The sequence below is a fragment of the Paenibacillus cellulosilyticus genome (assembly GCF_003182255.1).
Classification (GTDB): domain Bacteria; phylum Bacillota; class Bacilli; order Paenibacillales; family Paenibacillaceae; genus Paenibacillus_T; species Paenibacillus_T cellulosilyticus.
Genome location: NZ_QGTQ01000029.1, coordinates 56,201 through 81,509, shown reverse-complemented (window position 1 = coordinate 81,509; position 25,309 = coordinate 56,201). Strand labels below are relative to the sequence as shown.

The following is a 25,309-nucleotide window of genomic DNA, read 5'->3' as shown; positions in this document are numbered from 1 at the left end:
CCATCTACAGGTGACAGATTGCTCCGTCTTTCCCGATCTCCTCATGCGAGGAAATCGCGTATCCGGTATTAGCATTCGTTTCCGAATGTTATCCCGGTCCTGCAGGCAGGTTGCCTACGTGTTACTCACCCGTCCGCCGCTAAGCGTCAGAGGTGCAAGCACCTCATCAACTCCGCTCGACTTGCATGTATTAGGCACGCCGCCAGCGTTCGTCCTGAGCCAGGATCAAACTCTCCATAAAAGAAGTGCTTGTTTAGCTCATTTAAAACATTTAAACTGACAGTTTCGCTCGTTGTTCAGTTTTCAAAGAACAATTTCGACAACTTTTACATCTTACCAGATGTTAATCAGTGTGTCAATAATTTCTTTTGTTTTGTTTCGACAACGTTCACTATCATATCATGTGGCCGCGTGTCGTGCAAGCTTTTTTTGAATCATATATTGAAGATGTTTTCTTCAATCTCGATTCTATTAAGCTTATCGGCGTCGTATCTCTCGGCCGGAATTAGAATATATCACGATCGGTTCATATATTGCAACTACTTTTTATCATTTATATTGATTTATTCAAAGAATAATAACATCAAAGCTCAGAAATACGGCTACAAGAACGAAAAAACGGCTGTCGAATGACAACCATTTTTTCTCCATGAATCTATTCTCTTTCTCCACTTTTCTTATTATAGCCTAGCAATGACTTATTGACGCATTCCTTTACCACCACCTGCACCGCCTGGACCTCCACCTCCATGTGATTGGGTAATTTCAGTGATCTTCTCTCCATTGACTGTAACATCGCCACCATTCAACTGCGCTGTACCATCCGCGTCAAAGGCAGAAACTGCTTCAACATTAATCGTTCCGCCATTAATATAAATATCACCATTTGAATCAAATGCATCCGTATCACCGCTGGCCATACTGACATCAATAGTACCGCCATTGACTTCAATTACGACATCGGAATCAATTTTTTGCGAGGCATTGATGCCATCATTGTTGGCATACATCTTAATCTGACCATCATTGATCTTAATAGAGTTTGCCTCGATGCCTTCCTCACAGCTCTCTATATTGATCGTGCCGCCATCAATTTGAACGAAGCTGTTGCCGCGAATAGCATCATCGGCTGCCTTAATATTCAATGTCCCGCCTTTGATATAGATATAACCACGAGTAGTATCCTCATCGTTCTTGCTATTCAGCGCATCTTTACCAGAATCGATTGTAATCGTTCCATCACTGATCAAAATAGCATCATTGGCCTCAAGAGAATCTGTAGATGACTTAATCGTATATTCTCCTCCTGTAATTTTGAGATCATCCTTAGAAGAAATACCATTCCCTTCAGTAGATACGATGTCTAAACTTCCAGTTCCATTCAGGGTCAAATCTGCTCTAGAGAAAATAACAGCATCCAGGTTAGTATCACCATCCGCAGCATAGCTTCCGGAAACCTCCATATAGTTCTCACTGTCAGCAGTAGATGTAACGAATACTTTATCCGCCTCTTTTACATAAATAGCAGGTGCATCTTCATTCGTAATACTTACGCCATCAAGGACAACTTGAACTTTGGCATCCTCTGGAGCATCAACGACTACTGTCACATTCTCTACTTCACCACTTAAGACGTATACGCCTTCTTTATCTAGCGTAACATCTTGTTCGCTTTCTAAATTAATCTGTGTGGCAGCTGTTAGATCTGCCGTCTGTTCCAAATCACGATCACTGAATAATTCCGATGTGTCAAGGGAGGCGGTTTCAACTGCTGCTGCCGACGTTTCGTTTGACGACACGGTCGTATTTGTTGTTGTTTGAGATGTTGCAGTAGAAGTATCGGTGTTAACCTCTGCCTTCGAGCATCCCACAACGGCTACTGTGAGTAATGCCGCCAGCGTAATGGCGCTTAGTTTTTTCATCTTTTTCGATTTCATAAGTGAACACTCCTCGTATAGTCAATCTATCTTCTGTTTTTTATGAAAGCATTACCGCCTCAAGGGCTTAATTAAATCCTAATGCAGTTCACTTAAATCAAACTTAAATCGTGAATCAAATGTTCCATTCCAAAAGAAAAGGTAGCTCCAAAACAAAAAAACTCAGACTTATCCGTCTGAGGAAGGAACGTAAACCAATGTTCATATGCATTTCAAAGGATCTTGTCCTTCGTTATCATGGTTGTGTAATTGCTACTCTAAAGCCGAGATCATCTATCTTGAAATCGGGCATGCTTTTCCTTCTAACCGTGGAACCACAATTGTTGGCAACCTCGGCCCAACTGCCACCCCGGAACACTCTATAGTCTCCATATCGTTCAATATCATAGAGATCCCAACACCATTCCCAGACATTTCCGATCATATCGTAAAGCCCCCATGGATTAGGAAGCCGTGTTCCGACTTGTTGAACGGATCCATTGGCGTTTTCTTGATACCATGCGATCTTATCGATTTCATCGTACCGATAGCCCTTCGTTCCCGCTTTGCATGCATACTGCCATTCGGCGTCTGATAATAATCGAAAACCATTCGTTTTGGCGTTAAATATCGTGTTCTTACTTTCTTTTGTGATTGTGTAGCATTCGGTTCGGCCAAACAATCTGGACAATTCATTACAGAAGACAATCGAGTCTAGCCACGAAACTTCCGTAATTGGCAGGGTATTCATGATTGGTTCTACTTCTTGGTCATACATGACGGAATGATACAAATGCTGGGTTACCGGATACTTCATTACATGGAAGGGTTCGATCGTTTCAGTCCATGTAATAACCGTTCTTTTACTACCTCTACCCGGGTCGGATAAGGTGTAATCAGAACTTAGCCATTTATTCATATTCATATAATCGCGTAATTCAATGGTTCCGCCTTCTATAGGTACCATCAGTTTCATTATATCGTTTAGAAAAAGCTCGTTGTTACGGACTGTCAATATGACCACCTCCACATAACTTGTCTGCAGTAATATGTCTACCGGCTATAGTCATTCTCTATGATAGTTACTATCCAGAGCAGTACTTTACGTTCCTTCAGTCTAGCTGCTGCTCATAGATCCGGTTTTGCTTCAGCCAATCGGTTGCGAAAGGTATAGCTTGTTGGAGCTCTAGCACTTTACTAACAGCTTGACCAATCTTACTTTGTTTAACTTGATGTTGTGCTTCATATTGCTCACCCAGCGCGATGAAGTCATCTGAGTCGTAGGCATAGTCCGTAAACCACTTCCACGCGCGTTCCCCATTCTCGATCATCGCCGTACCCATTTGCTTCGTAGGCATATGGCTTAGCATTGTTTCGGCCAGATGGAAGCTTGTACACGAATCGTAGTCAACACCAAGCAGCAGTACCTTTGCATTGATTTCGTATAGCTTGCCCAATGGCGAATCGCTCCCGAACTGAGGAGTTAACGGATGGCCGGCCATCAGATAGGCCGCATGCTTGCCGTTAGCGCAGAAGGAAACTTGCGGATGATTCGAGCGAATCGTCCTGGGATACGTACGAAATAGTTCCGCAATACGCCCCATGCACCTTGTCGGGGTGATTGCAGGGTCGAAGGCTGGCATTTCACGATAAATAATATCGATCCATTCCTTAGGCACTGGAGGAAGCGCCCATTCGGCAGGATCTGACCAATCTGTGCTCTGTGCTGGCATAATTATCGTTCCTTCCTCCCCAACAACTTCAAGCAGTGCTTGTATAACTGCCTGTGCTCCACCGCACACCCAGCCCATACTAGATAAGGAAGAGTGAACAAGAATTTGATCGCCTGGTTGAAGTCCTAATTGACGAAGATCATGTACGAGGCTTGTTACCGTGATCGGAGAGCTTGTCTGATCAACAACATCTTTCTCACTCATTGTCCTTCTCCTTATATTCATTCAATATGTAGAATCCAATTGCCACGAACATACCTACAACGATGTTGAAAATAAAGAGAACCGCTTATCCATCTCCAAGCGGCTCTCCCTCATCTAATTCACGTTATCCAACAGGCACTTCGTGCAGTTCGCCCCGCTCCTGTAAATAAGCCTTCAAACAAGCGCCAGTATGCGATGCTGATTCTGCCATTACTTGCTCTGGGGTACCCTGTGCGACGACCAGACCACCGCCGCGTCCCGCTTCTGGCCCAAGATCGATGATATGATCCGCGACCTTGATCACATCGAGATTGTGCTCAATGACGAGCACCGTGTGCCCCGCATCGACGAGACGATTGAGGCAGTCGAGCAGCTTCTGGATATCTGCAAGATGAAGACCCGTCGTAGGCTCGTCGAGAATGTACAGATTATGCGCACCGCGCTTAATCTTGCCAAGTTCCGCTGCTAGCTTGATCCGCTGCGCTTCGCCGCCGGACATAATCGTTGCCGATTGTCCCAGCTGCAGGTAACCAAGCCCAAGCTGATTCAAGATGTTTAGCTTGTGTGCAACGAGCTTCTCGTCTTGGAAGAACGGTTCGGCATCCTCTATCGACATGCTCAATATGTCGTTGATCGTCTTATCTCTGTACTTGATCTCCAGTGTTTCAGACGTATAACGCGCACCTTTGCACGATGGACATACCGTCTCAACGTCAGGCATGAATTGAAGTGCCGTTGTAATCGTTCCGAATCCTTTGCACTCCTCACACCTTCCACCTTTAGCATTGAAGCTGAATTGCGTTTCCGTATATCCACGTTCAACAGACTCCGGCAGCGAGGCGTATAATGTCCGAATACGATCGAACAACCCGACATATGTGGCTGGATTGGACGTAGGCATGCGACCGATCGGTGACTGGTCGATGCTGATGACGTTCGACAGCAGCTCGTACCCTTCCAGCGAATCATGCGCACCTGGAATGATGCGAACATCTTGGAACAAGTTAGCGAGCTTCTTATAGAGCACTTGATTGATAAGACTGCTCTTGCCGGAACCCGACACGCCAGTCGCGCAGACGAACATGCCAAGCGGAATGTCAACGTCGATATTGCGCAGTGTATTCTCCCGCGCTCCGACAATTCGCAATACACGTCCGTCCGGCTGCCGACGTTTCGCTGGCAAAGGAATGGTACGTCTTCCGCTCAGATATTGCCCCGTCAATGAGTCAGGATGCTTCCTCAAATCCTTAATCGTTCCTTGTGCGACGATATTACCACCGTGAATCCCTGGTCCAGGACCGATCTCAATCACATGATCGGCCTCTGCAATCGTCTCAACGTCATGCTCGACGACAATGACTGTGTTACCTGTATCACGAAGTTTCTTCAGCGTCTCAATCACTTTACGTCCATCTCGTGGATGCAGTCCGATGCTCGGCTCGTCAAGTACATACAGCATGCCCATCAGACCAGAGCCTATCTGAGTCGACAACCGGATCCGCTGGGCTTCACCGCCAGAGATTGAGTCTGATCGACGGTTCAAGCTCAGATAGCCGATACCAATATCGATGAGCAGCTTAATCCGTCCCGCCAGCTCGTGCAGAATCGGTACGCCAACCGACTGCAATCGCTCAGGAATCACAAGACTATGAAGTCGAGGCAGCAGCTCGTCAATCGGCATTGTACAAGCTTCGTGGACCGTCATGCCGCCAATCGTCACGAGCAGACGCTCTGGCTTCAGCTTCGTACCACTGCATTCCGGACATGTATGCTCGACCATTACTTTCTTAAACATGCTTTCCTCGTAGCCCTTCACATCCTGCTTCTTCCGCGAGTTCCGGTACCAGCGATCGATATCGCCGACGATACCATCGAACGTGAACATCTTCCCAACATGCTGCTGAATCCATGGTGCCTGATCGTTCGTCTCTGTTCCGAGGAACGGGAAGCGCTCACCTTTCGTACCGTGAAACAATAGATCGTAATCGCGCTTCGACATTTCGCGAAGCGATACGTCGAGATCTACTCCGAAGTGCTGTGCCATGCTGTAGATGACCATGTTGCGCCATGCTTTGGGGTTATTCATTTTGTAGATACGTTCACTAAGCGCACCTCTGCGAATGCTTCGATCCGGATAGTCAATCATAAGCTCCGGCTTCGCATACTTATATACGCCAAGACCTAGACAGGTGCGACATGCACTATCTGCATCATTGAAAGAGAAGTAGTGCGGCAGCAGCTCCCCCACGACTAACTGATGCTGCTCACAGCCGAAGTCGCGGTAGAAAGCCTCCCCTTCATCCTCCTCTAGCTCTTCACGGTCAACCGCTATATGTAGGAAGCCTTCCCCTATCTTCAATCCTTCCTCGACGGACCGTACAAGAGATTTATAGATCTCGCGACTAACCAGAAACTTATCGACTAACACCTTCATTTCATACTCGGTATGTTCATCCAGCTCGATGTTATTGCTCGCATCATGAATTACGCCGTCAATCCGGTAAAGTCGGTACCCCTTCTCGCGGATCTCATCGAACAGGACGGAGTAATCTTCTCCATAAAGCTTGGTCACGGGCGCATAGATCTCAACAAGCTTCCCTTCCAGCTTCGTCACGATATGCTCGGCGATCTGGGCCGGCGTCTTCACCGCGAGCGCTTCACGACAATGCGGACAATGAGGAGTACCAACCGTTGCGAACAAAAGGCGTACGTAATCGTAAATGTCAGACATGGTTCCAACCGTGGAACGAGGATTCGGTGTCCCAGTCTTCTGTTCAATGGATACGACTGGCGACAAGCCGGTTATGTAATCGATATCAGGCTTCTTCAGCTGCGGGATATAACGCTTCGCATAGCTCGATGACAGCGATTCCAAAAATCTTCGCTGACCTTCGCCATAGATGACATCAAAGGCGAGCGTTGATTTACCAGAGCCGCTGACGCCCGTAATAACGGTAATTTGATCGCGCGGTATATCGACGGAGATGTTTTTCAGGTTGTTCTGCCGCGCACCTTTGATCGAAATCGATTTATGCATCTTATCGTCTACATCCTCTCATCCAGCATGAAATAAGCGAGCTCGTCCACTTCAACTCGACTCTTGGGCGTCAGCTTTACTGGCGAGGACGCTTTGTCGATAAAGCCCTTCTCGGCCAGCCATTCCGTCGCATGTACGATCAGCCCGTCCTCCATGTGATGCTTCTGCTTCATATCTTGCATGAGATCGGAGAACGATCGCACATCCTGCTCGTCTTTCAAGTACGCGAGCAATAAGCGGAACAACTCGTCCTTATGCTGCAGCAAATATTCATCCGCTCGCTTAACCGCTTCCATCATTGACTCTTCATCCTTCGTTCCGTGAACCAGCCCCGTATACATCCAGTCGAAGAAGCCAGGATTATATCGAAGCGCCTGATGAATGACCTCGCGAGTTGGAATGTCGCGATTCAGAATGACTTCTATCTGCGCGAGCTGCTCCACAATCTTCATCATGAACACGAATGAATAGGTCGGATCATGCTTCACCGCAATCCATTTCTCTGCTTTTTCTAAATTGACGATCGCTATAGAAGCAATCATCAACAGTTGGATTTCGCGGTCGCGATCTCCGACCTTGCTCATCCGTTCGTAGATATCCCGCACAGCTTCGTCTTTACAATAGACAAGCTTGCTTTTGTATAGAAAGGAATGAAGGGCGCTACCCTGAACGACCCGCTCGAGCGTCTTCCGAAACTGCGTACGCGATAATAGATTCACGCTGAACACAATGCCATCCTCAACGAGATGAAACGGTGCGTACGCCCGCTTCTCATCATCGCTGACGAGATGCACATCGATGTCTGACTTCTCCCACACCTGATCGTAGGACAAGCTGCCTCCTATGAAGATTGCAAGGATATGACTGTCCTTACTCACTCGTTCGACGAACGTCTCCATCGCTGTACGGTACTTCAGCTGCAAAGCTTCACTCATGAACACCCTTCACTCCCTCTGGTTCGAGACGGAAAGTTCTTCCATCGAATGTTTGTTCTCACATTCTACCAGAGAACACCGAAAAATAGGAAGTGTTGCAATAAAAGTATTTTACAATTTTCGAATACCGCTTTCTTACCGCATAAAATACGCATATGCCTCGCGTAACCCATCATCAAAAGAAGTCATCGGCCGCCATAACAGCTCCTGCGACGCCTTGTGATTATCGAGGCAGCTGTGCTCTGTATCCCCTGCTCGAGATGCGGTATGAACAATCGGATGATCAGATCCATGAATGGCAATCAATTGCTGAGCCAGCTCGTTGACCGAAATACTTTGGCCAGTGCTGACGTGATAAGTGCCGCCTCGTCCGAGCAGCGATGCCGACAGGAGCGCTTTCACAACATCGCCTACGTAGACGAAGTCACGCGTCTGATTGCCATCTCCATGTATCATAATCGGCTGTCCCCGACGCAGCTGGTTCATAAACAGCGGGATGACGTTACCCTCACCTTGCGGCATTTGTCTAGGACCATATACATTTGAGAACCGTAGAATCGTATACGGCAGTTGGTTCAGCTCTGCAAACAAGTGGATGTACTGTTCAGAGAACCATTTGGACAGCGCGTAGAAGGACACTGGGCTTACGGGATCACTCTCGGTCAGACGATCGCGATCGGTTGATCCATAAACCGCAGCAGTTGATGAGAAAATAAACTTGGCTGCACAAGCTCGCTTGCATGCCGTTAATAAGTTGAGCGTTCCCAGTACATTCGTTCTCGCATCATACACCGGATCAGTCATTGACTTATGCACATTCGCTTGTCCTGCTAGATGAAAGACGACCTCCGGCCGTTCGTGAACGATGAGATCATACGCCTCATCCGATGCGACATCTAATGCATGCAGCACCGCTCCCTCAGGTACATTGCTCTGACGGCCAGTACTAAGGTTATCAATAATCGTTACGCGAGCACCGCTAGACAATAGGGCAGCTGCCAGATGTGATCCGATAAATCCCGCTCCGCCTGTTACGATTGCCTTCAATGCGTTCCACCTCTCTAATTATACTAATCCTCTATCATATGGCTCATCGATTGATATTGGCTCAATGTTTGCCCCCACAATCCATATATTCTGTTCACTATGAACGCTTCGCCCATGAAACGCGTACGATTACAACCAATGGAACGGATTTCCGCCACCCCCAGAGGCACTAACCCGTCATGCAACGGCAGATACACTGCTACTTCAGCAGCTAGTAAGTCAATGGATCAATTGATACGATTAATGGAACAAAATAACGAGCTTCTTCGTTCGATCGAACAACAGCAGCGCCGAGTTGCAGCGAGCGGAAGCGGATCGGTTATCGTTAGGATGTAGCGTTTACTCAATACCCTTTTATTTACAGGTATAAAAATGTAACATTCTTCGTGATTTTACGTCTACGAGGTATCTGCAATAAAAAGGGGAATGTGGAATGAATATGAGATTGCTCCTAGGTATCCTTGTCATGATCGCCGTTATTTCGGGGTGCACGGACGGAGAGAAAGCGAACACTGCGTACAAGCTTGAAGATGTAACGCAAGCAATGGAAAAGCAGGGGCTGCAGCTGCTGCAAATTCACCCCAAAGGCGGCACATCACCTTTCGCAAAGCTAAATGACGTTGACGCGGTGACGTTTGCTATTGATACATACAAAATGGGAGATGTCGCTGATGAAGTCGGTTCTTCGGTTGCCTCGCTTGTGAATGTGTACATTTATGTGTTCGAATCCGACAAAGCTCGTATTGAAGGACATGAGGCGTTAAACGATCTTCTCGCCCGGGCCAATTTTGCAACAGCCCCTAGCGTGTTTGCGAACAAGAATATTATCGTGATCCATTTCAAGGGCACAGACGAGAAGAAAGAATATGACGAAATGATCAAAACAGCTATTATTGGAATGTAATTGGGATCATCGGAGGCAAGCTTCATGCTTGTTGGTAGGAGCAAAAAGGGACAGCGTGAGCTAAATCGCCACGGCTGTCCCTTTTTTTACGCTGAATAGGTATGTAAGAATGCTTGAAGCTGTTTGATATGATGCCCATCATGCGCAATGAAATCCGGTACATAATGATCGACGGCGAACGGATGCCCGTCTCCATCTTGGTGCACTTCTACCCATTCCTCGTCTGATAAGGTGCGCAAGCGCTCCAAAATTTCACCTCGATAACGAATCGTCAGCTCGATGAGCGCAGTCTTATCCTTCGTCTTCGCATATTCCACAGCGTTACGATTGAACGCGTCGAAGTCCAAATGTTTGAGCGTTAGCGGATGATGGGCTGCTATTGGCGCAATCGCTTCCTCTAGAAAATACTTGTCCCATAACATGATGTGCGCAACGACATCCCGTGTCGACCACTTACCCGCCGCGAGTGGCGCTGTCCATCCTGCATCATCCAATTGCCGCAATGAATCAACGAATGTGAGAAGATATGCAAATTCATCCATAAGTTGTGCTCTGCTAGTCATGAACAACCCTTCCGATCTATGAGTGATTGACTTGCAAATGAACATTCATAAATTCCTGTGCAGGTCCTTTATTATCCTTCCGTCTCGTTTCAACGAACTGATCCATGGTATAATCCCGTATCACTTTGATCCAGAAGTGCTGTGCAGGCGTGTTCCATTCAAACTCACTAACTCTCCATTTCCCTATATGTAAGTCAAAAACCATGATAGCCGCTTCCTTGCCCACGCCTTGTCTCCTAAACTTCCTCAGAATGAAGAAATGATTCAAATAATAGAGATCTTCCTCGCGTAAATACTTAACGACAACGAACCCAGCTAACACTGCATCCACTCGAACAAAAAAAAGATCGTAATCCGAATCATCAACCAAACTCCGAACATCAAGACTAGTGAGGTACAAGCCATTGTCGTTGATGTTCGCCCCGCTCCATTCAGACAGATCATAAGCAACAAGCTCGAACAGATTCTTTAACGTATCCAGACCATCCAATGAAATACGCTCTAATGAAACTGCCACACTATCACTTCCTTCGAATATGATCTAGATCGAGTATACAATAATAGGTTCCACTAATGAACGCGAAAGAAAGAAAGAAAGAAAGAAAGAGACGTCCCAGTCCACGGAACGCCTCTCCTCGATTACATTAGTTCATACTTAAAACTATGTTCGGAAATATCCATTCGCCGCCGGATTCTCATCCTTGCGAAGTCCCGCACCTTCCGGATTGCGTACGGCCACATCGAGCAGCCATTGGGTAAACGTCGCAACCTGCATCGACTTCAGCTCCTCTAATGTAAAGAAGCCCGCCGCATCCACCTCTACCCCATCCGGGATCGGTTCGCCGCCGACATATTCCATTTCGTATGCAATGTATACGTTATGAACCGCCGCACGAGGCAGATCTCTCAGCGCCACAATGCTGATTACGCGAGCATCGACACCCGTTTCCTCGCGTACCTCGCGAACGACCGTCTCTTCGATCGGCTCCAGCTGTTCGATATAACCGCCTGGATTCGTCCAGTTCCCCTTGCCCGGTTCCTGCGCTCTGCGAACGAGCAGCACGCGGTCATCCCGCATCACCAATGCGCCAACGCCGATGCTGTAGCTGCCCCAGTGTACATAATTGCACGCTTCCGACGAGCATGCCCGCCGCTCCACGCCGTCCATGACACGCGTTTCCATCGGATGGCCGCACTCCACACAATAATTGATCGCCATCAGTTCATCCACCCCTATCGACTTGTCTCGTAAACGAGTCGTTTTGTATTTCCCTATGATAGCTTGTCTGAGACGATCGTGCCACCCTCCCCTACGAAAAATAAGGCCGCTTCCGCGGCCTCACTCGCTAACCTTCTACGTTGTGCTGACCCATAAGTCGACGAACTGCGGAACCGGCATCGCCTCGAGTGCCTCGGGCGCTTCGAACAGTTGCAGGATCGGCTTCGCCTTATCCTCCGCCAATCGGCTGCGCAGGTTCGTCTCGAACTTGCGCCACAGCAACGGTGTTCCTTCCGCACGTCTTCGCCGATGCCCTGGCGGATATTCGACCTCAATTCGCTCCGTCCCTGTGCCGTCGGTAAACCACACTTGCACCGCGTTCGCAATCGAGCGCTTATTCGCATCCATATAATCAGCGGAATAGCGCGGCTCCTCGATTACCGACATCCGATCGCGGAGGAAATCAATGCGTGGATCTCCCGAAGCTTCATCCTCGTAATGATCTGCGGTCAGATCACCATGCAGCAATCCTATCGCGACCATATATTGCAAACAATGATCGCGATCAGCCGGATTATGAAGCGGTCCCTTCTTATCAATAATTCGAATCGCAGACTCATGCGTCGTCAATTCGATATGGTCGATTTCATGGATACGATCCTTCAACTGCGGATGAAGGACGATCGCCGCTTCCACTGCGGTCTGTGCGTGGAATTCGGCAGGGTAGCAGATTTTGAACAGAACATGCTCCATCACATAGCTTCCGAGCTCACGGCTTAAGGATAAGGAACGGCCTTTATACAAAACATCTTGAAATCCCCACACAGGTGCACGCAGCGCGGATGGATACCCCATCTCGCCCTGCAGCGTCATCAGGGCTAGTCGAACAGCGCGGCTGGTGGCGTCGCCCGCTGCCCATGACTTGCGCGAGCCCGTATTCGGCGCATGGCGATAGGTCCGCAGAGAATGCCCGTCAATCCAAGCATTCGAAAGCGCAGCGACAATGTCGTCACGCGTCCCTCCTAGAAGACGGGTGACAACGGCGGTTGAAGCGATTTTGACCAGCAGCACATGATCAAGACCAACCCGGTTGAAGCTGTTGTCCAGCGCAAGCACGCCTTGAATTTCATGCGCTTGAATCATCGCCGTGAGCACATCGCGTACGGTGTAAGGCGTTTGACCGTTCGCCATGCGTACACGGCTGATGTAATCGGCGACCGCGAGAATGCCGCCGAGATTATCCGACGGATGCCCCCATTCCGCAGCTAGCCATGTGTCATTGTAATCAAGCCAACGGATCATACAACCGATGTTGAATGCAGCGGTCACAGGATCAAGCACATATGAAGTGCCAGGGACGCGTGCTCCATTCGGGACAATCGTACCCGGAACGATCGGACCAAGCAATTTCGTACAAGCGGGATAGTTCAGAGCCAGAAGCCCGCAGCCAAGCGTATCCATCAGACAATATCGAGCGGTTTCAAACGCTTCATCGCTAAGATGGCTATCGCTCGCATCGCTGGCGTAATCGGCAAGCTGCACGAGAAGCGAGTCCGGCTCCTGCCGGCTCCGAATATAAGAGGACGACATCGCGTCACCCACGCTCATGCAGCGGTACCCAAGCTTGACGATCCGGTCCGGTGTATTCCGCGTTCGGCCGAATGAGCCGATTCGCATCTCGCTGCTCGATAATATGCGCCGACCAGCCGCTTAGACGGGAAACGACGAACAACGGTGTGAACAAATTCGTCGGTATACCAAGCATGCGATACGCGGATGCGCTGTAGAAGTCGAGGTTCGGGAACAGCTTCTTTTTGCGCATCATGACCAATTCAATTCGCTCGGAAATATCGTACAAGTTCCAATCGTCGGCATGCTCGGCAAGCTTACACGAAATGGCTTTGATAATATCAGAACGCGGGTCGGATACGGTGTAGACGCGATGGCCAAAACCCATAATGCGGCGCTTCTGGAGCAGCATCTGCTGGACGCCCGCCTCTGCCTCTTCAGGATTCGAGAACGCCTCAATAAGCTCCATCGCCGCTTCGTTGGCTCCCCCGTGCAAATTGCCGCGCAGCGTTCCAATTCCCGTCGTCACTGCCGAATAGAAATCGGACATCGTCGATGTCGTCACGCGTGCCGCAAACGTCGACGCATTGAACTCATGCTCGGCATACAGCGTAAGCGAGACATCGAGCGCCTTCGTGTGCATCGGATCGGGCTTCCGGCCATGCAGTAGCATAAGAAAATGCTCTGCGATCCCGTCTTCCGTCCGTGTATCAATCCGAATGCCGCTTCGATGATAATGAAGCCAATAGAGCAGAATCGAGGAGCTGCATGCAAGGAGCCGCTCAGCGACTGCTGTCGCACCTCGTTCATAGCCCTCCGGCTCGAAGGAAGCAAGCGCCGACACCCCTGTTCGCAATACATCCATCGGATGCGAGTCCGCTGGCAGCTGCTCCAGAATCGTGTATAAGGCTGCGGGCAGCCTGCGACGCTCGATTAGCCTGCTGCGGTAGTCCGACAGCTCTTCCTCATTCGGCAGCTTGCCGTACAGCAATAAGAACGACGTCTCCTCGAAGGAGCACAGTCGGGCCAGTTCATGAATGGAATATCCCCGATACGTCAAGTCCCGCCCTTTCTTCCCAACCGTTGAGATTGCCGTCTGACCGGCGATGATGTCAACAAGGCCACCTGTTCTTTTGTCAGCCATTAGGCTCGCCCCTTTCTGCCCCAAACAATCGATCCAGCCGCTGCTCAAACTCGAGATAATTCAAGTGATCATACAGCTCTGACCTCGTCTGCATCTGCTGTACCGCTCGCTGCTGCGTCCCATCCTGCCGAATGGTTTGGAATACGTGAAGCGCCGCCGCGCTCATCGCACGGAACGCAGATAACGGGTAGAGCGCAAGCCCGACACCAGCAGTACGAAGTTCTTCCAGGGTAAACAGCGGTGTCTTACCGAACTCGGTCAAGTTGGCGAGCACCGGCACCTTCACCGCTTCCGCGAATATTTGGTACACCTCCAGCCGATCGACCGCCTCTGGGAAAATCATATCTGCGCCTGCTTCGACACAAGCTTGTGCCCGTTGTATCGCCGCCTCTAATCCTTCCACTGCAATGGCATCCGTGCGCGCCATAATGACGAAGTTCTCATCCTCACGGGCATCTACGGCGGCCCGGATACGGTCCACCATTTCGTCCTGACTCACGATCGCTTTGTTCGGCCGATGGCCGCACCGCTTAGCCGACACTTGGTCTTCAATATGGACGCCAGCCGCACCAGCACGCGTCAACTGTTTGATCGTACGCGCGATCTGGAATGCACTGCCGAAGCCGGTATCGGCATCGACGAGAACAGGCAGCTCCACCGCGCTCGTGATGCGACTGACGTCTTCGACAACATCATTCAACGTCGTGATACCTAGATCCGGTACGCCAAACGATGCATTCGCAACGCCCGCACCGGATACGTACAACGCGCGAAATCCGGCGCTTGCCGCCAGCATCGCACAATAAGCGTTAATGACGCCCGGCAGCTGCAGCGGCTGTTCGGCTTCAACGGCTTCACGGAAGCGTAGACCGGGGGATGCTCGCATGGAAGCTCACCACCTTCAACGTAAAAGCTGATTGCTGATGACGATCCGATGAATTTCATTCGTGCCCTCATAAATCTGTGTAACCTTCGCATCGCGAAAAAGCCGCTCTGCCGCATACTCCTTCGCGTATCCTTGCTCGCCGCACCACCGCACGGCCGCGGAGGCGGCTTCCACTGCTGTATCGGAAGCGAACAGCTTCGCCATTGACGCTTCCTTCGTACAACTGCGTCCCTGCTGGCGAAGCGCAGCGGCGCGGTACACGAGCAGCCGCGCCGCTTCGACGCGCGCGGCCAGCTCAGCATGCGCCGCTCGCGCTGCTGGCGGCGGCGCAGGGCGCTTCGCGCCTCTCTTCGTCAGCGCTGCGGTAAGCAGCTGCAGCGCTGACTCCGCGATGCCAAGCGCCTGCGCGCCAATGCCGATGCGCCCGCCATCCAGCGCGCCCATCGCAATCGTGAAGCCTTCTCCTTCGCCGCCAAGCCGCTGATCCGCCGACAGTTGCACCCCGTCATACAGCAGCTCGCACGTGCTGGAGCCGTGCAGCCCCATTTTGCGCTCGCGCCGACCGATATGAAATCCTGGGGTATCCCGTCCGACAAGAAAAGCGCTGATCCCACGCGTTCCACGGTTCGGATCGGTCACGGCAAATGTAAGATATACGTTCGCGGCCCCTGCGTTCGTAATGAACAGCTTCGACCCGTCCAATCGATAACCATCGCCATCGCGCGTTGCACTCGTACGAATCGATGCTGCATCTGAACCCGCCTGCGGCTCAGTCAAAGCGAAGGCGCCCAGCCACTGTCCGGATGCAAGTTTGCTAACATACTGACGCCGCTGTTCCTCCGTCCCATGCTTAACGATCGGCAAGGTGCCGACCGACGTGTGTACGGACAAAATGACGCCAAGCGTCGCGCTTACTCTGGATAGCTCATGGATGGCGATAATATACGAAATGAAATCGGCGCCCGCTCCGCTCCATTCCTGCGCGATCGGAATGCCCATTAAACCCAGCTCCGCCATGCGCGTGACTAGGTGTATCGGGAAAGCCTGCTCATCGTCCCTCTCCAACTGCGGAATAACGTCTGCTACTTCTGTCTGTGCGAACCGTCTGACTTTGTCTCGCATGGCTTCCTGCTCTGCTGTCCATCGGAGGTCCATCGCTGATCCCCCTCTCGCTGCTTGATGCCAGCCTCTGCTTATGCCTAAAGCTGATCGCTATTGCTCATGCTCATAGTTGTAAAATCCACGCCCGCTCTTCCGTCCGAGCCACCCCGCCTGCACATATTGCCGCAGCAGCGGACATGGACGGTATTTGCTGTCTCCGAAGCCTTCATGAAGCGTCTCCAATATCGCCAAGCACGTATCAAGCCCGATAAAATCAGCCAGCGTCAGCGGCCCCATCGGATGATTCATTCCGAGCTTCATGACCGTATCGACCGCTTCCGGCGTCGCTATCCCCTCATACACGGCGTAGATCGCCTCATTGATCATCGGCATCAGCACACGATTGGACACGAAGCCGGGGAAGTCTCGCACTTCGACCGCTGTTTTGCCAAGTGATGCTGTTAATGACCGAACCGCCTCGCATGTCTCATCTGAGGTTGCAAGTCCGCGAATAATCTCCACCAATGGCATGATCGGCACCGGGTTCATAAAATGCATTCCGATTACGCGGTCCGCCCGCTTCGTGACCGATGCAATCGATGTAATCGGCAGCGAGGATGTATTCGTTGCTAGAATCGTATGCGACGGACAGCTGGCATCTAGCTTCGCGAACGTCGCCTGCTTCGTCGCTATATGCTCCGGCGCTGCCTCAATGACGATGTCGCTGTCACGTACCGCGTAAGGCAGATCGGTTGAGAGGGTAAGACGCCGTAAAGCTTCCTCGCGTGTTGCGTCGGTCAATCGACCCTTGGTAACAAGTCGGGTTAATCCCGATTCAATGGAACTGCGTCCTCGCTCGAGCGCGGCATCCACAATGTCGACAAGTGCGACACTGTAGCCACTCTGAAGCAGTGTCTGTGCGATCCCGCTTCCCATCTGCCCTGCCCCGATAACGACTGTGTTCTGGATTGGCATGGGATTTCGTTTCACCTCGCCTCGCCTGGCTTCTTCATCCGTCTACTCGAATTAACATAGCGTCGCCTTGACCACCACCGCTGCAAATCGCTGCGATTCCAAGTCCGCCGCCTCGTCTTCTCAACTCATAGGCAAGCGTGAGGACGATTCGCGCACCGCTCGCACCAAGCGGATGTCCGATGGCAATCGCGCCGCCGTTCACATTCACTTTGCTTGCGTCCCAATTAAGCAGCCTTCCGCATGTAAGCACGACGACCGCAAATGCTTCATTCACTTCAAACAGGTCAATGTCTGCCAGCGACACACCTGTCTGCTGCAGCAATTTGCGGATAGCGCGAGCAGGTGCTTCCGCCAGCTCATTCGGCGCCATGCTTACCGAAACATGCCCTATGATAGAGGCGAGAGGAACATGACCGCCGTTGTTCGCCGCCTTTTCCGACATGAGCAGCAGAGCTGCCGCCCCGTCATTCACGCCTGGCGCATTGCCTGCCGTGATCGTTCCGTTCGTTTGGTTCGCCAGAGTAATTGGCCGCAGCTTGGCGAGCTTCGCCGCACTCGTATCCGGTCGCGGGCATTCGTCGGTATCAACAGCACCCGTCTCTGTCGTGACTGGCACTATCTCTTCGGCGAGCCGCCCCTGCCACAGGGCAGATACGGCTTGCGAATGGCTGCGAAGCGCCCACTCGTCCTGCTCTTCGCGCGTAATGCCGTATAGCGAAGCCGTATGATCTCCGTGCGCCGCCATCGGAACGCCTTCGAATGCACAAAGAAGCCCATCGTGCATCATCAGATCCGTCATCTCCGAGTTGCCCATCCGTATGCCCCACCTCGCAGAATGTACGGCAAATGGTGCGCTCGTCATACTCTCCATGCCACCTGCGGCGATAATGTCACCATCACCTACACGGATGCATTGCTCCGCAAGTGCTATTGCCCGCATGCCGGATGCGCATACTTTATTAATCGTTTCAGAGGGCACGCTGCCGGGCAGCCCTGCTGCAATCGAAGCTTGCCGGGACGGGATCTGACCGGTGCCGGCTTGAATCGCCATGCCCATGATGACCTGCTCCACTTGCGTTGGTGCAACACCGCTGCGTTCAATTGCACCGCGCAGCGCAGCAGCGCCAAGGTCTGATGCTTTTATATTTCGATACATGCCGCCAAACTTGCCGAATGCCGTCCGTGCTCCGCTTACAATGACTGCTCCGCGCAGGTTGCTCCCTCCTCACGTTGTTCGCAATGGATGATGAACGCGAGTTGAACGAGTTGATGTGATTCTATCCTTAACGCTCCACTAGTCCGCCGATACCGACAGCTGTCTCCAGCGTCATCGCATCGCGGAGCATCCGTTCCACTTGGTATTCCTCCATGTAGCCGCAGCCGCCGTGAATTTGTACCGCCTCTCTTGCTGCCATTGTCGCCGATCGCGCTGCATACGTCCGGGCTAACTGGACTTGAGTGGCTGCATCCTTCGCCCCTTCGTCCAGCAGCCAAGCCGCCTGACGAACGAGCAGCCGCGACGCTTCCACTGCAATCGACATGTCGGAGAGCTTGAACATAATGCCCTGCTGCTTGCCGATCATTGTGCCGAATTGTTTGCGCGACTTCGCATAGCTGGCCGCGGCATCCAATGCGCCTTGTGCGATGCCAACGGATTGAGCGGCTGAGCTTAAAGCAAACAGGGTTCTAGTTTCTCGCAGCAGACTGCGAACGCGTCTGCCTTGTGCAATCACTTTTGCTGCCGAGGATGAAATAGGGATTGCCAAGGTCAGTTCCCCTGTCGGGAAAGCTCCCAGACCAAGCTTGCTTATTGCGGCGCTGAGAGAGGGTTCGATAGCATCATTTTTCAACCAAACCGCAATTGGCTCTCGTTGTTCATTGCTGGTGTGGTTTGTGATGCATAGATAACCGTCCGCTATTCCCGCGTTCAATACGAGTGGATGCGTTCCCAATAGCGATGCTGTTCGTGAATTCGATAATCCTGCACCCGCAAGCTTATTGCCCGATGTAAGTGAAGCAAGCAGCTCCGTTCGTACCGCTTCGTCTCCGTACCGATATAACGGCCAGACTGCACCTGCCGTATGCGCACTCAACACAGATGCGGTCGATGCACACACTTTCGACAGCTCCTCCAACACAATGACATAGGCCAGCCAACCGACGTCTGCCCCTCCGTATGTTTCAGGGATAGGGACACCCGTCAACCCAAGCTCCGCCATTTGATTAAACAACGACCGATCAAACCGTTCAGCAGCATCCCGTTCAATCGCGCCAGGAGCGACCTCTGATTGCGCAAAATCACTTACGACCGACCGCAGCATCTCCAGCTCTTCCGGCAGTTCGAAACGCATGCCCCTCCCTCCCCGACGAGGCTCTCGCAGCACCATCCATCTCTTCCCCTCGCGCAGCGGACAAGACCGGACGGTATCCGTGGATACCCATGTATATGAGCAACAATTTGTCCGACATAACAGGCGTATCGCTGGTGAGAAAATGAAAAAAGAGCCCATGAGGGGCTCTCTTCAGGATGCTGCACTCCAGTATTGCTTAGGTGACTCGATTAGCATGGAAATCGATTGTCGATTGTAGCGATTTATTTGCTTGCGAGCTTCATAACTTTACTTTTCAGTTCAGATTTTTGTCTCAGACCAACAAATTGATCCATCACTTTGCCATCTTTGAATAGTAATAAAGTTGGAAGGCTTCGAATGCCATATTTTGAAGCCAATTCTCTCTCTGCATCAACATTGACTGTAAAGATCGACACTTTACCCTTCAACTCATCTGCCAGCTCATTCACGATCGGAAGCTGAATTTTACATGGGCCGCACCATACTGCCCAAAAATCGACCAAACATACACCAGATTGAATCGATCTTATAAAGCTTTGACTCGTTAATGCAGCAGCACCCATTGACAATGCCTCCTTAAAAATCAAAAATGATGAGCGACTTTCACTGGAAAAGGCGCAAGAAGCATTGGATCGAGTATTGAACGCTCAAGCCCGTTTCCGTCCTGTATTGCATATTACAAATTCTGAGATCTAATTATGAGTCCTTAACAAATCAGCCGTTCAATTACGAGCAACTTACCATCAAAAATTAAATTGTTCCTACGCTTCATGTCTCATCTTTGTTCTAATTTAAAAGTCGTCTGCGCCAACCCCGGATAGAAACCCAAGTTTCTATACAGCTCTTCGGCTGGATTCCCAAGCGTAACGAATAAGCGAAGTACCTCATAGCTATCCTTCAACTCATTCAAGGCGCTCTTGATCAAATGCGTTGCGATTCGCTTGCCGCGATATGACGGCAATACTGCAACATTTGAAATTAACGGCCAGTCCTCCCACATCGAAATCAAACAAATAGCTGCCACATTGTTCTCTGAATCATATACCATGCTGGATGCGTTCCGAATGCTATCTAATTGGTTATGTTCGAAGAAATATTCGAGCGCTGATGTGTGTTGTTCAATCGTATTGTCACCTGGATACCCAATGCGATCTCGACCTGAATAGCAATGATATAGCAGCTCGGCAATTTGCTCGATATGCTCTAGTTGCGGAGTGCTAACGGTAAAACCTTCTCCTAATTGCTGCAATTCAAAGCTTTCTGTTGGTCTAATCATTACACGTCTTGATTCAGTGGGCTCGAATCCCAGTTGTAGAAAATGCTCCGTTTGATAAGGTAAAATGCCGTAGGCGTGAATCGGCTTATTAGAGTCAGAGATTAAGATCAATCGTTCCTTTAACTGAATGAATACGGAATGTGCATCCTCATACGGCGGAGCTAAGAAGAAGGATGAAAGCAGGTTTGGTTCCATACACACCCCACCAATCCTTCGGTTGTGATGATAAATCCAATAACTAGGTGCATCTTCATCGAAGATGGAGATTCTTCTATCCCAGCTTTGTCTGAAAAATATATTGTCACGATACGTCGTGTAATGGATTGCGAAATCCCTGATCTCAGCTTTCCTCAACTCAAAATGATTATTAAGAAGAATTGGTAGTTCAAATGTCATGTTCATTCCTCCTACATAAACTGCCCTTTTACACCGCTCTCGCGCTTGGCTCTGAACCAATGAACAATGCAGGAAATATTATCCATATACAACATCGTACTGAAAGATTTCTTTTTTGTAAATCTATCTTTAACAAGAAAAAGCCCCCGTACCCGGAGGCTTCTTTAGTGATAGAGTGACAAAGTTATAAAACCTGTGGCAAACCATGTTGATACATGACCAGACAATCCGTATTCCGTCTCAACGTTTCGATCGTTACAGGGTGAGGAGCGGCGTAAATTGTCGGGTAATCGATTTCCCCATATTCCTGACGAATTGGGAATGCGAGCTTTTCTTCTTGTAGAGAAAACTCCGCTTGAATGCCTTGCTTATTCCCTCTTGCATCGAACCGTAACCAGCGGTCCAATTCTGAGATATACGCAGCATTCAGTGCATGAATACAGTAGCCGGTATCCGGCGTATCTCCGAGTGTTAACCGCTGATAGCAGTAGCCCGCGGGAACCCCTGCTCTTCTAAGAATCGCACACAGCAAGTTCGATTTGGCATAACAGATGCCTTCCTTATATTGCAACACTTCCGATGCGTTGCAAGTCACTCGATTACTCTGAAGGTCCCAGGAATGATGGATCTCATCTCGGACGTACTCGAATGCTTTTTGAATAAAATCGACCTTATCGACTGCCTCTTCCCGTAGAGTCGCTGTTAAATCAGCGATCGATTGTTCGTTATAATCGACTTCTGCAGTCGCGATCAAATAGTCGTTCAAGTCTTCGGATTCACAAACTATTGTCATCGTTTCTCCACCTCTTCCATTTCGATCGACCTTGTAGAACTGCATCAAATCGGAATATTGCATAATTATACTTTAAAACGCAATATTATTCACTATATTTGCAACTCATCAAACAATCCTATGCAGCTAGCGGATGCCAGTTCTCTTAATCTGCATATAACAAGCATCACAAGATGCTAACGGTTACGACGGGGCCTATTGCGTTACTTTCACCAGTATCATACTATCAATAGCCTTGATAGCCTCGCTGACAACCGTTATTCATACGAAACCTGTCATTTCAGTGCGATAGCCGCTTCAGCAACCGTTAAACATTCATCCGATTCCGACGAGTCCATCTTCGTCTTATGCCAAAATAAAAAGCCGCAGTAATTTGCGGCTTTCTTTCTTCCATACTATTCAAACAGCTACGCGACCTTAAAGCCGACGCCGTCGCCTTGCGAATCAAATTGCAAATATAAGTCCTTATTTTCCAAATACCAGAGTTGTTCCTCCAGCATATAAAATTCAATTCCTTCGCTCTCTACACGTATGCGAGGCGCACTCGACCGCTCCTTCATAATGCCGAGGCTCATACCCGGCACTACGCTGCCGCAGCCTCCGAGCCGAACGTAAATATGAAGCTGATCGCCAGGCTGCAGCTCCATCTCATCAATGTACCAGCGTGCAATCGTCGGTTCTACAATAATTCTCATCGCTTGCAGCTCCCGTCCCATGAAGAATAGGTTTCTAATCTAATCGTATCGTGAGTCCGCATCGTTCTCAAATGCGTTTTTTCACAATTTGTCCATTCCATGCCATGCTTCTTCCTGCTCTAGCTCAACGAACCTACGATTTTGAGCACTGCTGCACGCGTCAGCTTATTACCGCCAACCGACAACAGCTTTGTCGTTGCATGGGCGAGAGCCAGCGGAATTTTGCAGAAGCTCATTGCTGGACCATCCTTCAGCTCTGCGATATAATCATCAGCCAGCTTCAGGTTGCGCTTCGTATATTGCAGCATGTCCTTCAAGTTCCAACCGTCCGGGAAGAAATCGACGCCGCGCTTCAAATCCTCGTCACGGTTGCGCATAATGTTAACCGCTTGCAGTCCTCTGCCGAATGCGACTGCTTTATTCATATCCGATGCAGTACCATCGTACCACTGCCACAGCTCGGACAGCATCTCACCCACCATGCCGGCAACACTGTAGGTATACCGATCTAGATCCTCTTCCGTACGAATGTCCCAGCCTGTATGTACCCACTCAGCCATTTGGTCCGACATTTGCTCCGTGTAGCGCTTGACGATCGGCAGGGCTGTAGTTGGGCACAGATGGAGCCAATCGTTCAACTGGAGCGTAACCGCAGGAAGTTCAGATTGGTGAGGAGCGAACAGCTTTGTAATTGCTTCAAAGGGCTGTTCCGTACGAAGGGCATCGCGAACACCGCTGAGCAGACTGCTCTTCAAGCCGTCCGATAACTGCTCGTGATCTTCAATCTCGTCTATCGCACGCATGCACAAGTAGCCGGATGTAACGGCTTCTTTCAAGCCTGGAACCAGTCGGCTGATCGGAATATAGAATGTCCGGCTCGTTTGTTCCAGCATTGTCATAGCATCATTCAATACAACGTTAGTGATGACAAACCCCTCCAACTAATACTCGCGTTCTTCGTAAAATACCCGTCTTTTCATTATGATACCATACGTTTGTCCGATGACCAAATAGGGAAGTTGTGACGAATATCACAGATATGCATTTCATATATTACAGTTCCATACTTATACACACTATCTATGTAAAAAAGCGGCAGGCGAGGAACTTTCCATCAGTCCCACGCTGCCACTAACTGTATCATTCGCACGATTAAATTGTATTATTGCTTCTTCTTTTCAGCAGTTCATTCTATTTCTTTGCAGCTCCGCCCGTAACCCGTATTTCCTTCTTTTCTGCATCCCAGATGACCTTGAAGCCTGTTAGCTCTGAGATGTTTCGCAGCGGCAGCATCGTCGAATTCGCAATAACGCGTGAAGCGGTAATCTTCACGGTCTCCCCGTTAAGCTTAACCACATTCGTTAGCGGAATATGTGTTAACGTTCGATCGCCAATGACGGCAGTGACGGTCTTCTTCTCGTTGTTCCATGTGACCTTCGCTCCAAGAAGCCCGAACAACTCTCTCATCGGTACGAATACCTGTGATCCTAGAATCACAGCTGGATGATCCAATTTGACAGCCTTGCCGTTCACCAACAACTTGCCATCGTAATCATGCAGCACCGGATATCCGTGATTCTCAGCTATCTCTATCATGGAAAGCTTCGAATTTGTAATAACCGCCTTCGTACCAATCTTAATCTGAGGGAACAACCAATGAATCTCGTCATTGTTCATTCGTATACAGCCTGAGCTGACATACTTCCCGATCGACTTGCTGTTGTTGTTGCCATGGATCGCGTATGTGGTACCGGCAGTTCCATTCACATCAAGCCCCATCCACCGATCGCCCAGTGGATTTTTCGGATCTCCGCCCTTGATATGATCCTTATAATAAGGACGGTTTTTGATTTTGTTGACGATTTCGAACGTTCCTTCCGGCGTGAGCTTATTCGTTCGACCGGTTGCAACGGAGAAGGTGCGAATGAGTTCCCCACCTTCAAAGAAGGCGAGTTTGTTCGTCTTCTTATTGATGACAATGAGCTGGTCACTGCTTGACTCAGCAGCCGCAGCAGCAGTACCGCTCGCATTGGCAAAAGGCAACAGCAACCAGACCAGTAAACACGCTAACGTAACGAGTCCAGTCTTCCTTAGATGCGATTTCAGAACTAGACAACCTCCCATTCATATATTGATAACGTCAATATATGAATGGGACAAACGAGGACAGCACTTAAAATACGTTAAATTTTTTACAAAAAAACCAGACAGTTATGATCTGCCTGGTTACTCTTGCTAACAGAAAGCTAATTCTAAAACGTAGGTAAATTGTCTAAGTTATTGTCGGTTCGACCATCGGCATCAGAGCGGAGATGCTCATCGCCGTCACGCCCACGGAATACATTCAGATGTTCGATCTCGTTATTTTTCACCATAGCTTGGGCGGTCTTATAATCAACAACACGACCCGACGACAGCTTCAAGTCAACGATATCGCCATCTCCGTTTTTACGTACGGCTACGACTTGCTCCATGTTTTGGTTCATTTGTAATCCCTCCCTACCCATAGAATGAGCAAAAGGAGCAAAACTATACGAAAAAAAAGCTCGATCCTTCTTCGAGAAG

The 25,309-nt window shown here is 49.8% G+C and carries 24 protein-coding genes, 1 rRNA gene and 1 pseudogene; 2 read left to right on the top strand and 24 right to left on the bottom strand.

What is annotated here, in order from left to right:
- From DFQ01_RS24925 to DFQ01_RS24895, 7 genes are all read right to left on the bottom strand, one after another.
- Window positions 1-241: ribosomal RNA gene (locus DFQ01_RS24925) — 16S ribosomal RNA — on the bottom strand; the annotation flags it as partial.
- 457 nt (window positions 242-698) lie between these two features.
- Complete coding sequence (locus tag DFQ01_RS24920) at window positions 699-1,937, bottom strand: carbohydrate-binding domain-containing protein (RefSeq protein ID WP_217490338.1); 1,239 nt, start codon at window positions 1,935-1,937, stop codon at window positions 699-701.
- Window positions 1,938-2,172: 235 nt separating this feature from the next.
- Window positions 2,173-2,892: a formylglycine-generating enzyme family protein gene (locus DFQ01_RS24915; protein WP_110046669.1), complete on the bottom strand. Its 720-nt coding sequence runs from the start codon at window positions 2,890-2,892 to the stop codon at window positions 2,173-2,175.
- 136 nt (window positions 2,893-3,028) lie between these two features.
- Window positions 3,029-3,853 (bottom strand): AAC(3) family N-acetyltransferase, encoded by an 825-nt coding sequence (locus tag DFQ01_RS24910; protein WP_110046660.1) that lies wholly within the window; start codon window positions 3,851-3,853, stop codon window positions 3,029-3,031.
- Between the two features lie 124 nt (window positions 3,854-3,977).
- On the bottom strand, window positions 3,978-6,890 hold the full coding sequence (gene uvrA / locus DFQ01_RS24905) for an excinuclease ABC subunit UvrA (RefSeq protein WP_110046659.1): 2,913 nt from the start codon (window positions 6,888-6,890) through the stop codon (window positions 3,978-3,980).
- An 8-nt stretch (window positions 6,891-6,898) separates the two neighbouring features.
- A complete protein-coding gene (locus DFQ01_RS24900) occupies window positions 6,899-7,825 on the bottom strand; it encodes a hypothetical protein (RefSeq protein ID WP_110046658.1) in 927 nt (308 codons plus the stop codon).
- Window positions 7,826-7,960: 135 nt separating this feature from the next.
- Window positions 7,961-8,872 (bottom strand): NAD-dependent epimerase/dehydratase family protein, encoded by a 912-nt coding sequence (locus tag DFQ01_RS24895; RefSeq protein ID WP_110046657.1) that lies wholly within the window; start codon window positions 8,870-8,872, stop codon window positions 7,961-7,963.
- 222 nt (window positions 8,873-9,094) lie between these two features.
- Here DFQ01_RS24895 and DFQ01_RS31760 point away from each other — a divergent pair.
- Both DFQ01_RS31760 and DFQ01_RS24890 read left to right on the top strand, forming a co-directional pair.
- Window positions 9,095-9,208, top strand: a pseudogene (locus DFQ01_RS31760) (hypothetical protein); the annotation flags it as partial.
- A 97-nt stretch (window positions 9,209-9,305) separates the two neighbouring features.
- Entirely contained in the window at window positions 9,306-9,776 is a 471-nt protein-coding gene (locus DFQ01_RS24890; protein WP_110046656.1) for a hypothetical protein, read from the top strand.
- Window positions 9,777-9,862: 86 nt separating this feature from the next.
- On the opposite strand, the gene DFQ01_RS24885 is transcribed toward DFQ01_RS24890, so the two are convergent.
- From DFQ01_RS24885 to DFQ01_RS24805, 17 genes are all read right to left on the bottom strand, one after another.
- Window positions 9,863-10,339 carry a DinB family protein gene (locus tag DFQ01_RS24885; protein WP_174812699.1) on the bottom strand — a complete coding sequence of 159 codons (477 nt, stop codon included), beginning with the start codon at window positions 10,337-10,339 and terminating at the stop codon, window positions 9,863-9,865.
- Window positions 10,340-10,355: 16 nt separating this feature from the next.
- Complete coding sequence (locus DFQ01_RS24880; RefSeq protein ID WP_174812700.1) at window positions 10,356-10,856, bottom strand: GNAT family N-acetyltransferase; 501 nt, start codon at window positions 10,854-10,856, stop codon at window positions 10,356-10,358.
- A gap of 144 nt (window positions 10,857-11,000) precedes the next feature.
- The gene (locus tag DFQ01_RS24875) at window positions 11,001-11,558 is read right to left on the bottom strand and encodes an NUDIX domain-containing protein (RefSeq protein WP_110046653.1); all 558 of its coding nucleotides are present in this window, start codon (window positions 11,556-11,558) and stop codon (window positions 11,001-11,003) included.
- A gap of 135 nt (window positions 11,559-11,693) precedes the next feature.
- Entirely contained in the window at window positions 11,694-13,148 is a 1,455-nt protein-coding gene (locus DFQ01_RS24870) for a bifunctional 2-methylcitrate dehydratase/aconitate hydratase (protein ID WP_110046652.1), read from the bottom strand.
- 4 nt (window positions 13,149-13,152) lie between these two features.
- Window positions 13,153-14,271 carry a citrate/2-methylcitrate synthase gene (locus DFQ01_RS24865; protein ID WP_110046651.1) on the bottom strand — a complete coding sequence of 373 codons (1,119 nt, stop codon included), beginning with the start codon at window positions 14,269-14,271 and terminating at the stop codon, window positions 13,153-13,155.
- Window positions 14,264-15,157, bottom strand: coding sequence for a methylisocitrate lyase (prpB, locus tag DFQ01_RS24860; protein ID WP_110046650.1), 894 nt, complete (start codon window positions 15,155-15,157; stop codon window positions 14,264-14,266). Before prpB ends, DFQ01_RS24865 begins: the two co-directional genes overlap by 8 nt.
- Before the next feature lie 15 nt (window positions 15,158-15,172).
- Window positions 15,173-16,312, bottom strand: a complete 1,140-nt coding sequence (locus DFQ01_RS24855) for an acyl-CoA dehydrogenase family protein (RefSeq protein ID WP_110046649.1) — start codon at window positions 16,310-16,312, stop codon at window positions 15,173-15,175.
- Window positions 16,313-16,369: 57 nt separating this feature from the next.
- Window positions 16,370-17,233: a 3-hydroxybutyryl-CoA dehydrogenase gene (locus DFQ01_RS24850; RefSeq protein ID WP_110046648.1), complete on the bottom strand. Its 864-nt coding sequence runs from the start codon at window positions 17,231-17,233 to the stop codon at window positions 16,370-16,372.
- A 34-nt stretch (window positions 17,234-17,267) separates the two neighbouring features.
- Window positions 17,268-18,446 (bottom strand): acetyl-CoA C-acetyltransferase, encoded by a 1,179-nt coding sequence (locus tag DFQ01_RS24845; protein WP_110046647.1) that lies wholly within the window; start codon window positions 18,444-18,446, stop codon window positions 17,268-17,270.
- Window positions 18,447-18,516: 70 nt separating this feature from the next.
- A complete protein-coding gene (locus tag DFQ01_RS24840; RefSeq protein WP_425452437.1) occupies window positions 18,517-19,554 on the bottom strand; it encodes an acyl-CoA dehydrogenase family protein in 1,038 nt (345 codons plus the stop codon).
- Between the two features lie 272 nt (window positions 19,555-19,826).
- The gene (trxA, locus tag DFQ01_RS24835) at window positions 19,827-20,147 is read right to left on the bottom strand and encodes a thioredoxin (RefSeq protein WP_110046645.1); all 321 of its coding nucleotides are present in this window, start codon (window positions 20,145-20,147) and stop codon (window positions 19,827-19,829) included.
- Window positions 20,148-20,359: 212 nt separating this feature from the next.
- Window positions 20,360-21,256, bottom strand: coding sequence for a GNAT family N-acetyltransferase (locus DFQ01_RS24830; RefSeq protein ID WP_174812702.1), 897 nt, complete (start codon window positions 21,254-21,256; stop codon window positions 20,360-20,362).
- A 184-nt stretch (window positions 21,257-21,440) separates the two neighbouring features.
- Entirely contained in the window at window positions 21,441-22,049 is a 609-nt protein-coding gene (locus DFQ01_RS24825; RefSeq protein ID WP_110046643.1) for a transglutaminase-like domain-containing protein, read from the bottom strand.
- Between the two features lie 407 nt (window positions 22,050-22,456).
- On the bottom strand, window positions 22,457-22,744 hold the full coding sequence (locus DFQ01_RS24820) for a HesB/YadR/YfhF family protein (protein WP_110046642.1): 288 nt from the start codon (window positions 22,742-22,744) through the stop codon (window positions 22,457-22,459).
- 119 nt (window positions 22,745-22,863) lie between these two features.
- Complete coding sequence (locus tag DFQ01_RS24815; RefSeq protein WP_110046668.1) at window positions 22,864-23,643, bottom strand: squalene/phytoene synthase family protein; 780 nt, start codon at window positions 23,641-23,643, stop codon at window positions 22,864-22,866.
- Window positions 23,644-23,935: 292 nt separating this feature from the next.
- On the bottom strand, window positions 23,936-24,793 hold the full coding sequence (locus tag DFQ01_RS24810) for a L,D-transpeptidase family protein (protein ID WP_425452436.1): 858 nt from the start codon (window positions 24,791-24,793) through the stop codon (window positions 23,936-23,938).
- 203 nt (window positions 24,794-24,996) lie between these two features.
- Window positions 24,997-25,230: a DUF3892 domain-containing protein gene (locus tag DFQ01_RS24805; protein ID WP_110046640.1), complete on the bottom strand. Its 234-nt coding sequence runs from the start codon at window positions 25,228-25,230 to the stop codon at window positions 24,997-24,999.
- Window positions 25,231-25,309 lie beyond the last annotated feature (79 nt).

Bases quoted from the DNA above. Each gene is read 5' to 3' on its own strand.
- DFQ01_RS24920 (WP_217490338.1), bottom strand. From the start codon at position 1,937: ATGAAATCGAAAAAGATGAAAAAACTAAGCGCCATTACGCTGGCGGCA.
- DFQ01_RS24915 (WP_110046669.1), bottom strand. From the start codon at position 2,892: ATGAAACTGATGGTACCTATAGAAGGCGGAACCATTGAATTACGCGAT.
- DFQ01_RS24910 (WP_110046660.1), bottom strand. From the start codon at position 3,853: ATGAGTGAGAAAGATGTTGTTGATCAGACAAGCTCTCCGATCACGGTA.
- uvrA (WP_110046659.1), bottom strand. From the start codon at position 6,890: ATGCATAAATCGATTTCGATCAAAGGTGCGCGGCAGAACAACCTGAAA.
- DFQ01_RS24900 (WP_110046658.1), bottom strand. From the start codon at position 7,825: ATGAGTGAAGCTTTGCAGCTGAAGTACCGTACAGCGATGGAGACGTTC.
- DFQ01_RS24890 (WP_110046656.1), top strand. From the start codon at position 9,306: ATGAATATGAGATTGCTCCTAGGTATCCTTGTCATGATCGCCGTTATT.
- DFQ01_RS24885 (WP_174812699.1), bottom strand. From the start codon at position 10,339: ATGACTAGCAGAGCACAACTTATGGATGAATTTGCATATCTTCTCACA.
- DFQ01_RS24875 (WP_110046653.1), bottom strand. From the start codon at position 11,558: ATGGCGATCAATTATTGTGTGGAGTGCGGCCATCCGATGGAAACGCGT.
- DFQ01_RS24870 (WP_110046652.1), bottom strand. From the start codon at position 13,148: ATGTCGTCCTCTTATATTCGGAGCCGGCAGGAGCCGGACTCGCTTCTC.
- DFQ01_RS24865 (WP_110046651.1), bottom strand. From the start codon at position 14,271: ATGGCTGACAAAAGAACAGGTGGCCTTGTTGACATCATCGCCGGTCAG.
- prpB (WP_110046650.1), bottom strand. From the start codon at position 15,157: ATGCGAGCATCCCCCGGTCTACGCTTCCGTGAAGCCGTTGAAGCCGAA.
- DFQ01_RS24855 (WP_110046649.1), bottom strand. From the start codon at position 16,312: ATGGACCTCCGATGGACAGCAGAGCAGGAAGCCATGCGAGACAAAGTC.
- DFQ01_RS24850 (WP_110046648.1), bottom strand. From the start codon at position 17,233: ATGCCAATCCAGAACACAGTCGTTATCGGGGCAGGGCAGATGGGAAGC.
- DFQ01_RS24840 (WP_425452437.1), bottom strand. From the start codon at position 19,554: ATGCTGCGGTCGGTCGTAAGTGATTTTGCGCAATCAGAGGTCGCTCCT.
- trxA (WP_110046645.1), bottom strand. From the start codon at position 20,147: ATGGGTGCTGCTGCATTAACGAGTCAAAGCTTTATAAGATCGATTCAA.
- DFQ01_RS24830 (WP_174812702.1), bottom strand. From the start codon at position 21,256: ATGACATTTGAACTACCAATTCTTCTTAATAATCATTTTGAGTTGAGG.
- DFQ01_RS24825 (WP_110046643.1), bottom strand. From the start codon at position 22,049: ATGACAATAGTTTGTGAATCCGAAGACTTGAACGACTATTTGATCGCG.
- DFQ01_RS24820 (WP_110046642.1), bottom strand. From the start codon at position 22,744: ATGAGAATTATTGTAGAACCGACGATTGCACGCTGGTACATTGATGAG.
- DFQ01_RS24815 (WP_110046668.1), bottom strand. From the start codon at position 23,643: ATGACAATGCTGGAACAAACGAGCCGGACATTCTATATTCCGATCAGC.
- DFQ01_RS24805 (WP_110046640.1), bottom strand. From the start codon at position 25,230: ATGAACCAAAACATGGAGCAAGTCGTAGCCGTACGTAAAAACGGAGAT.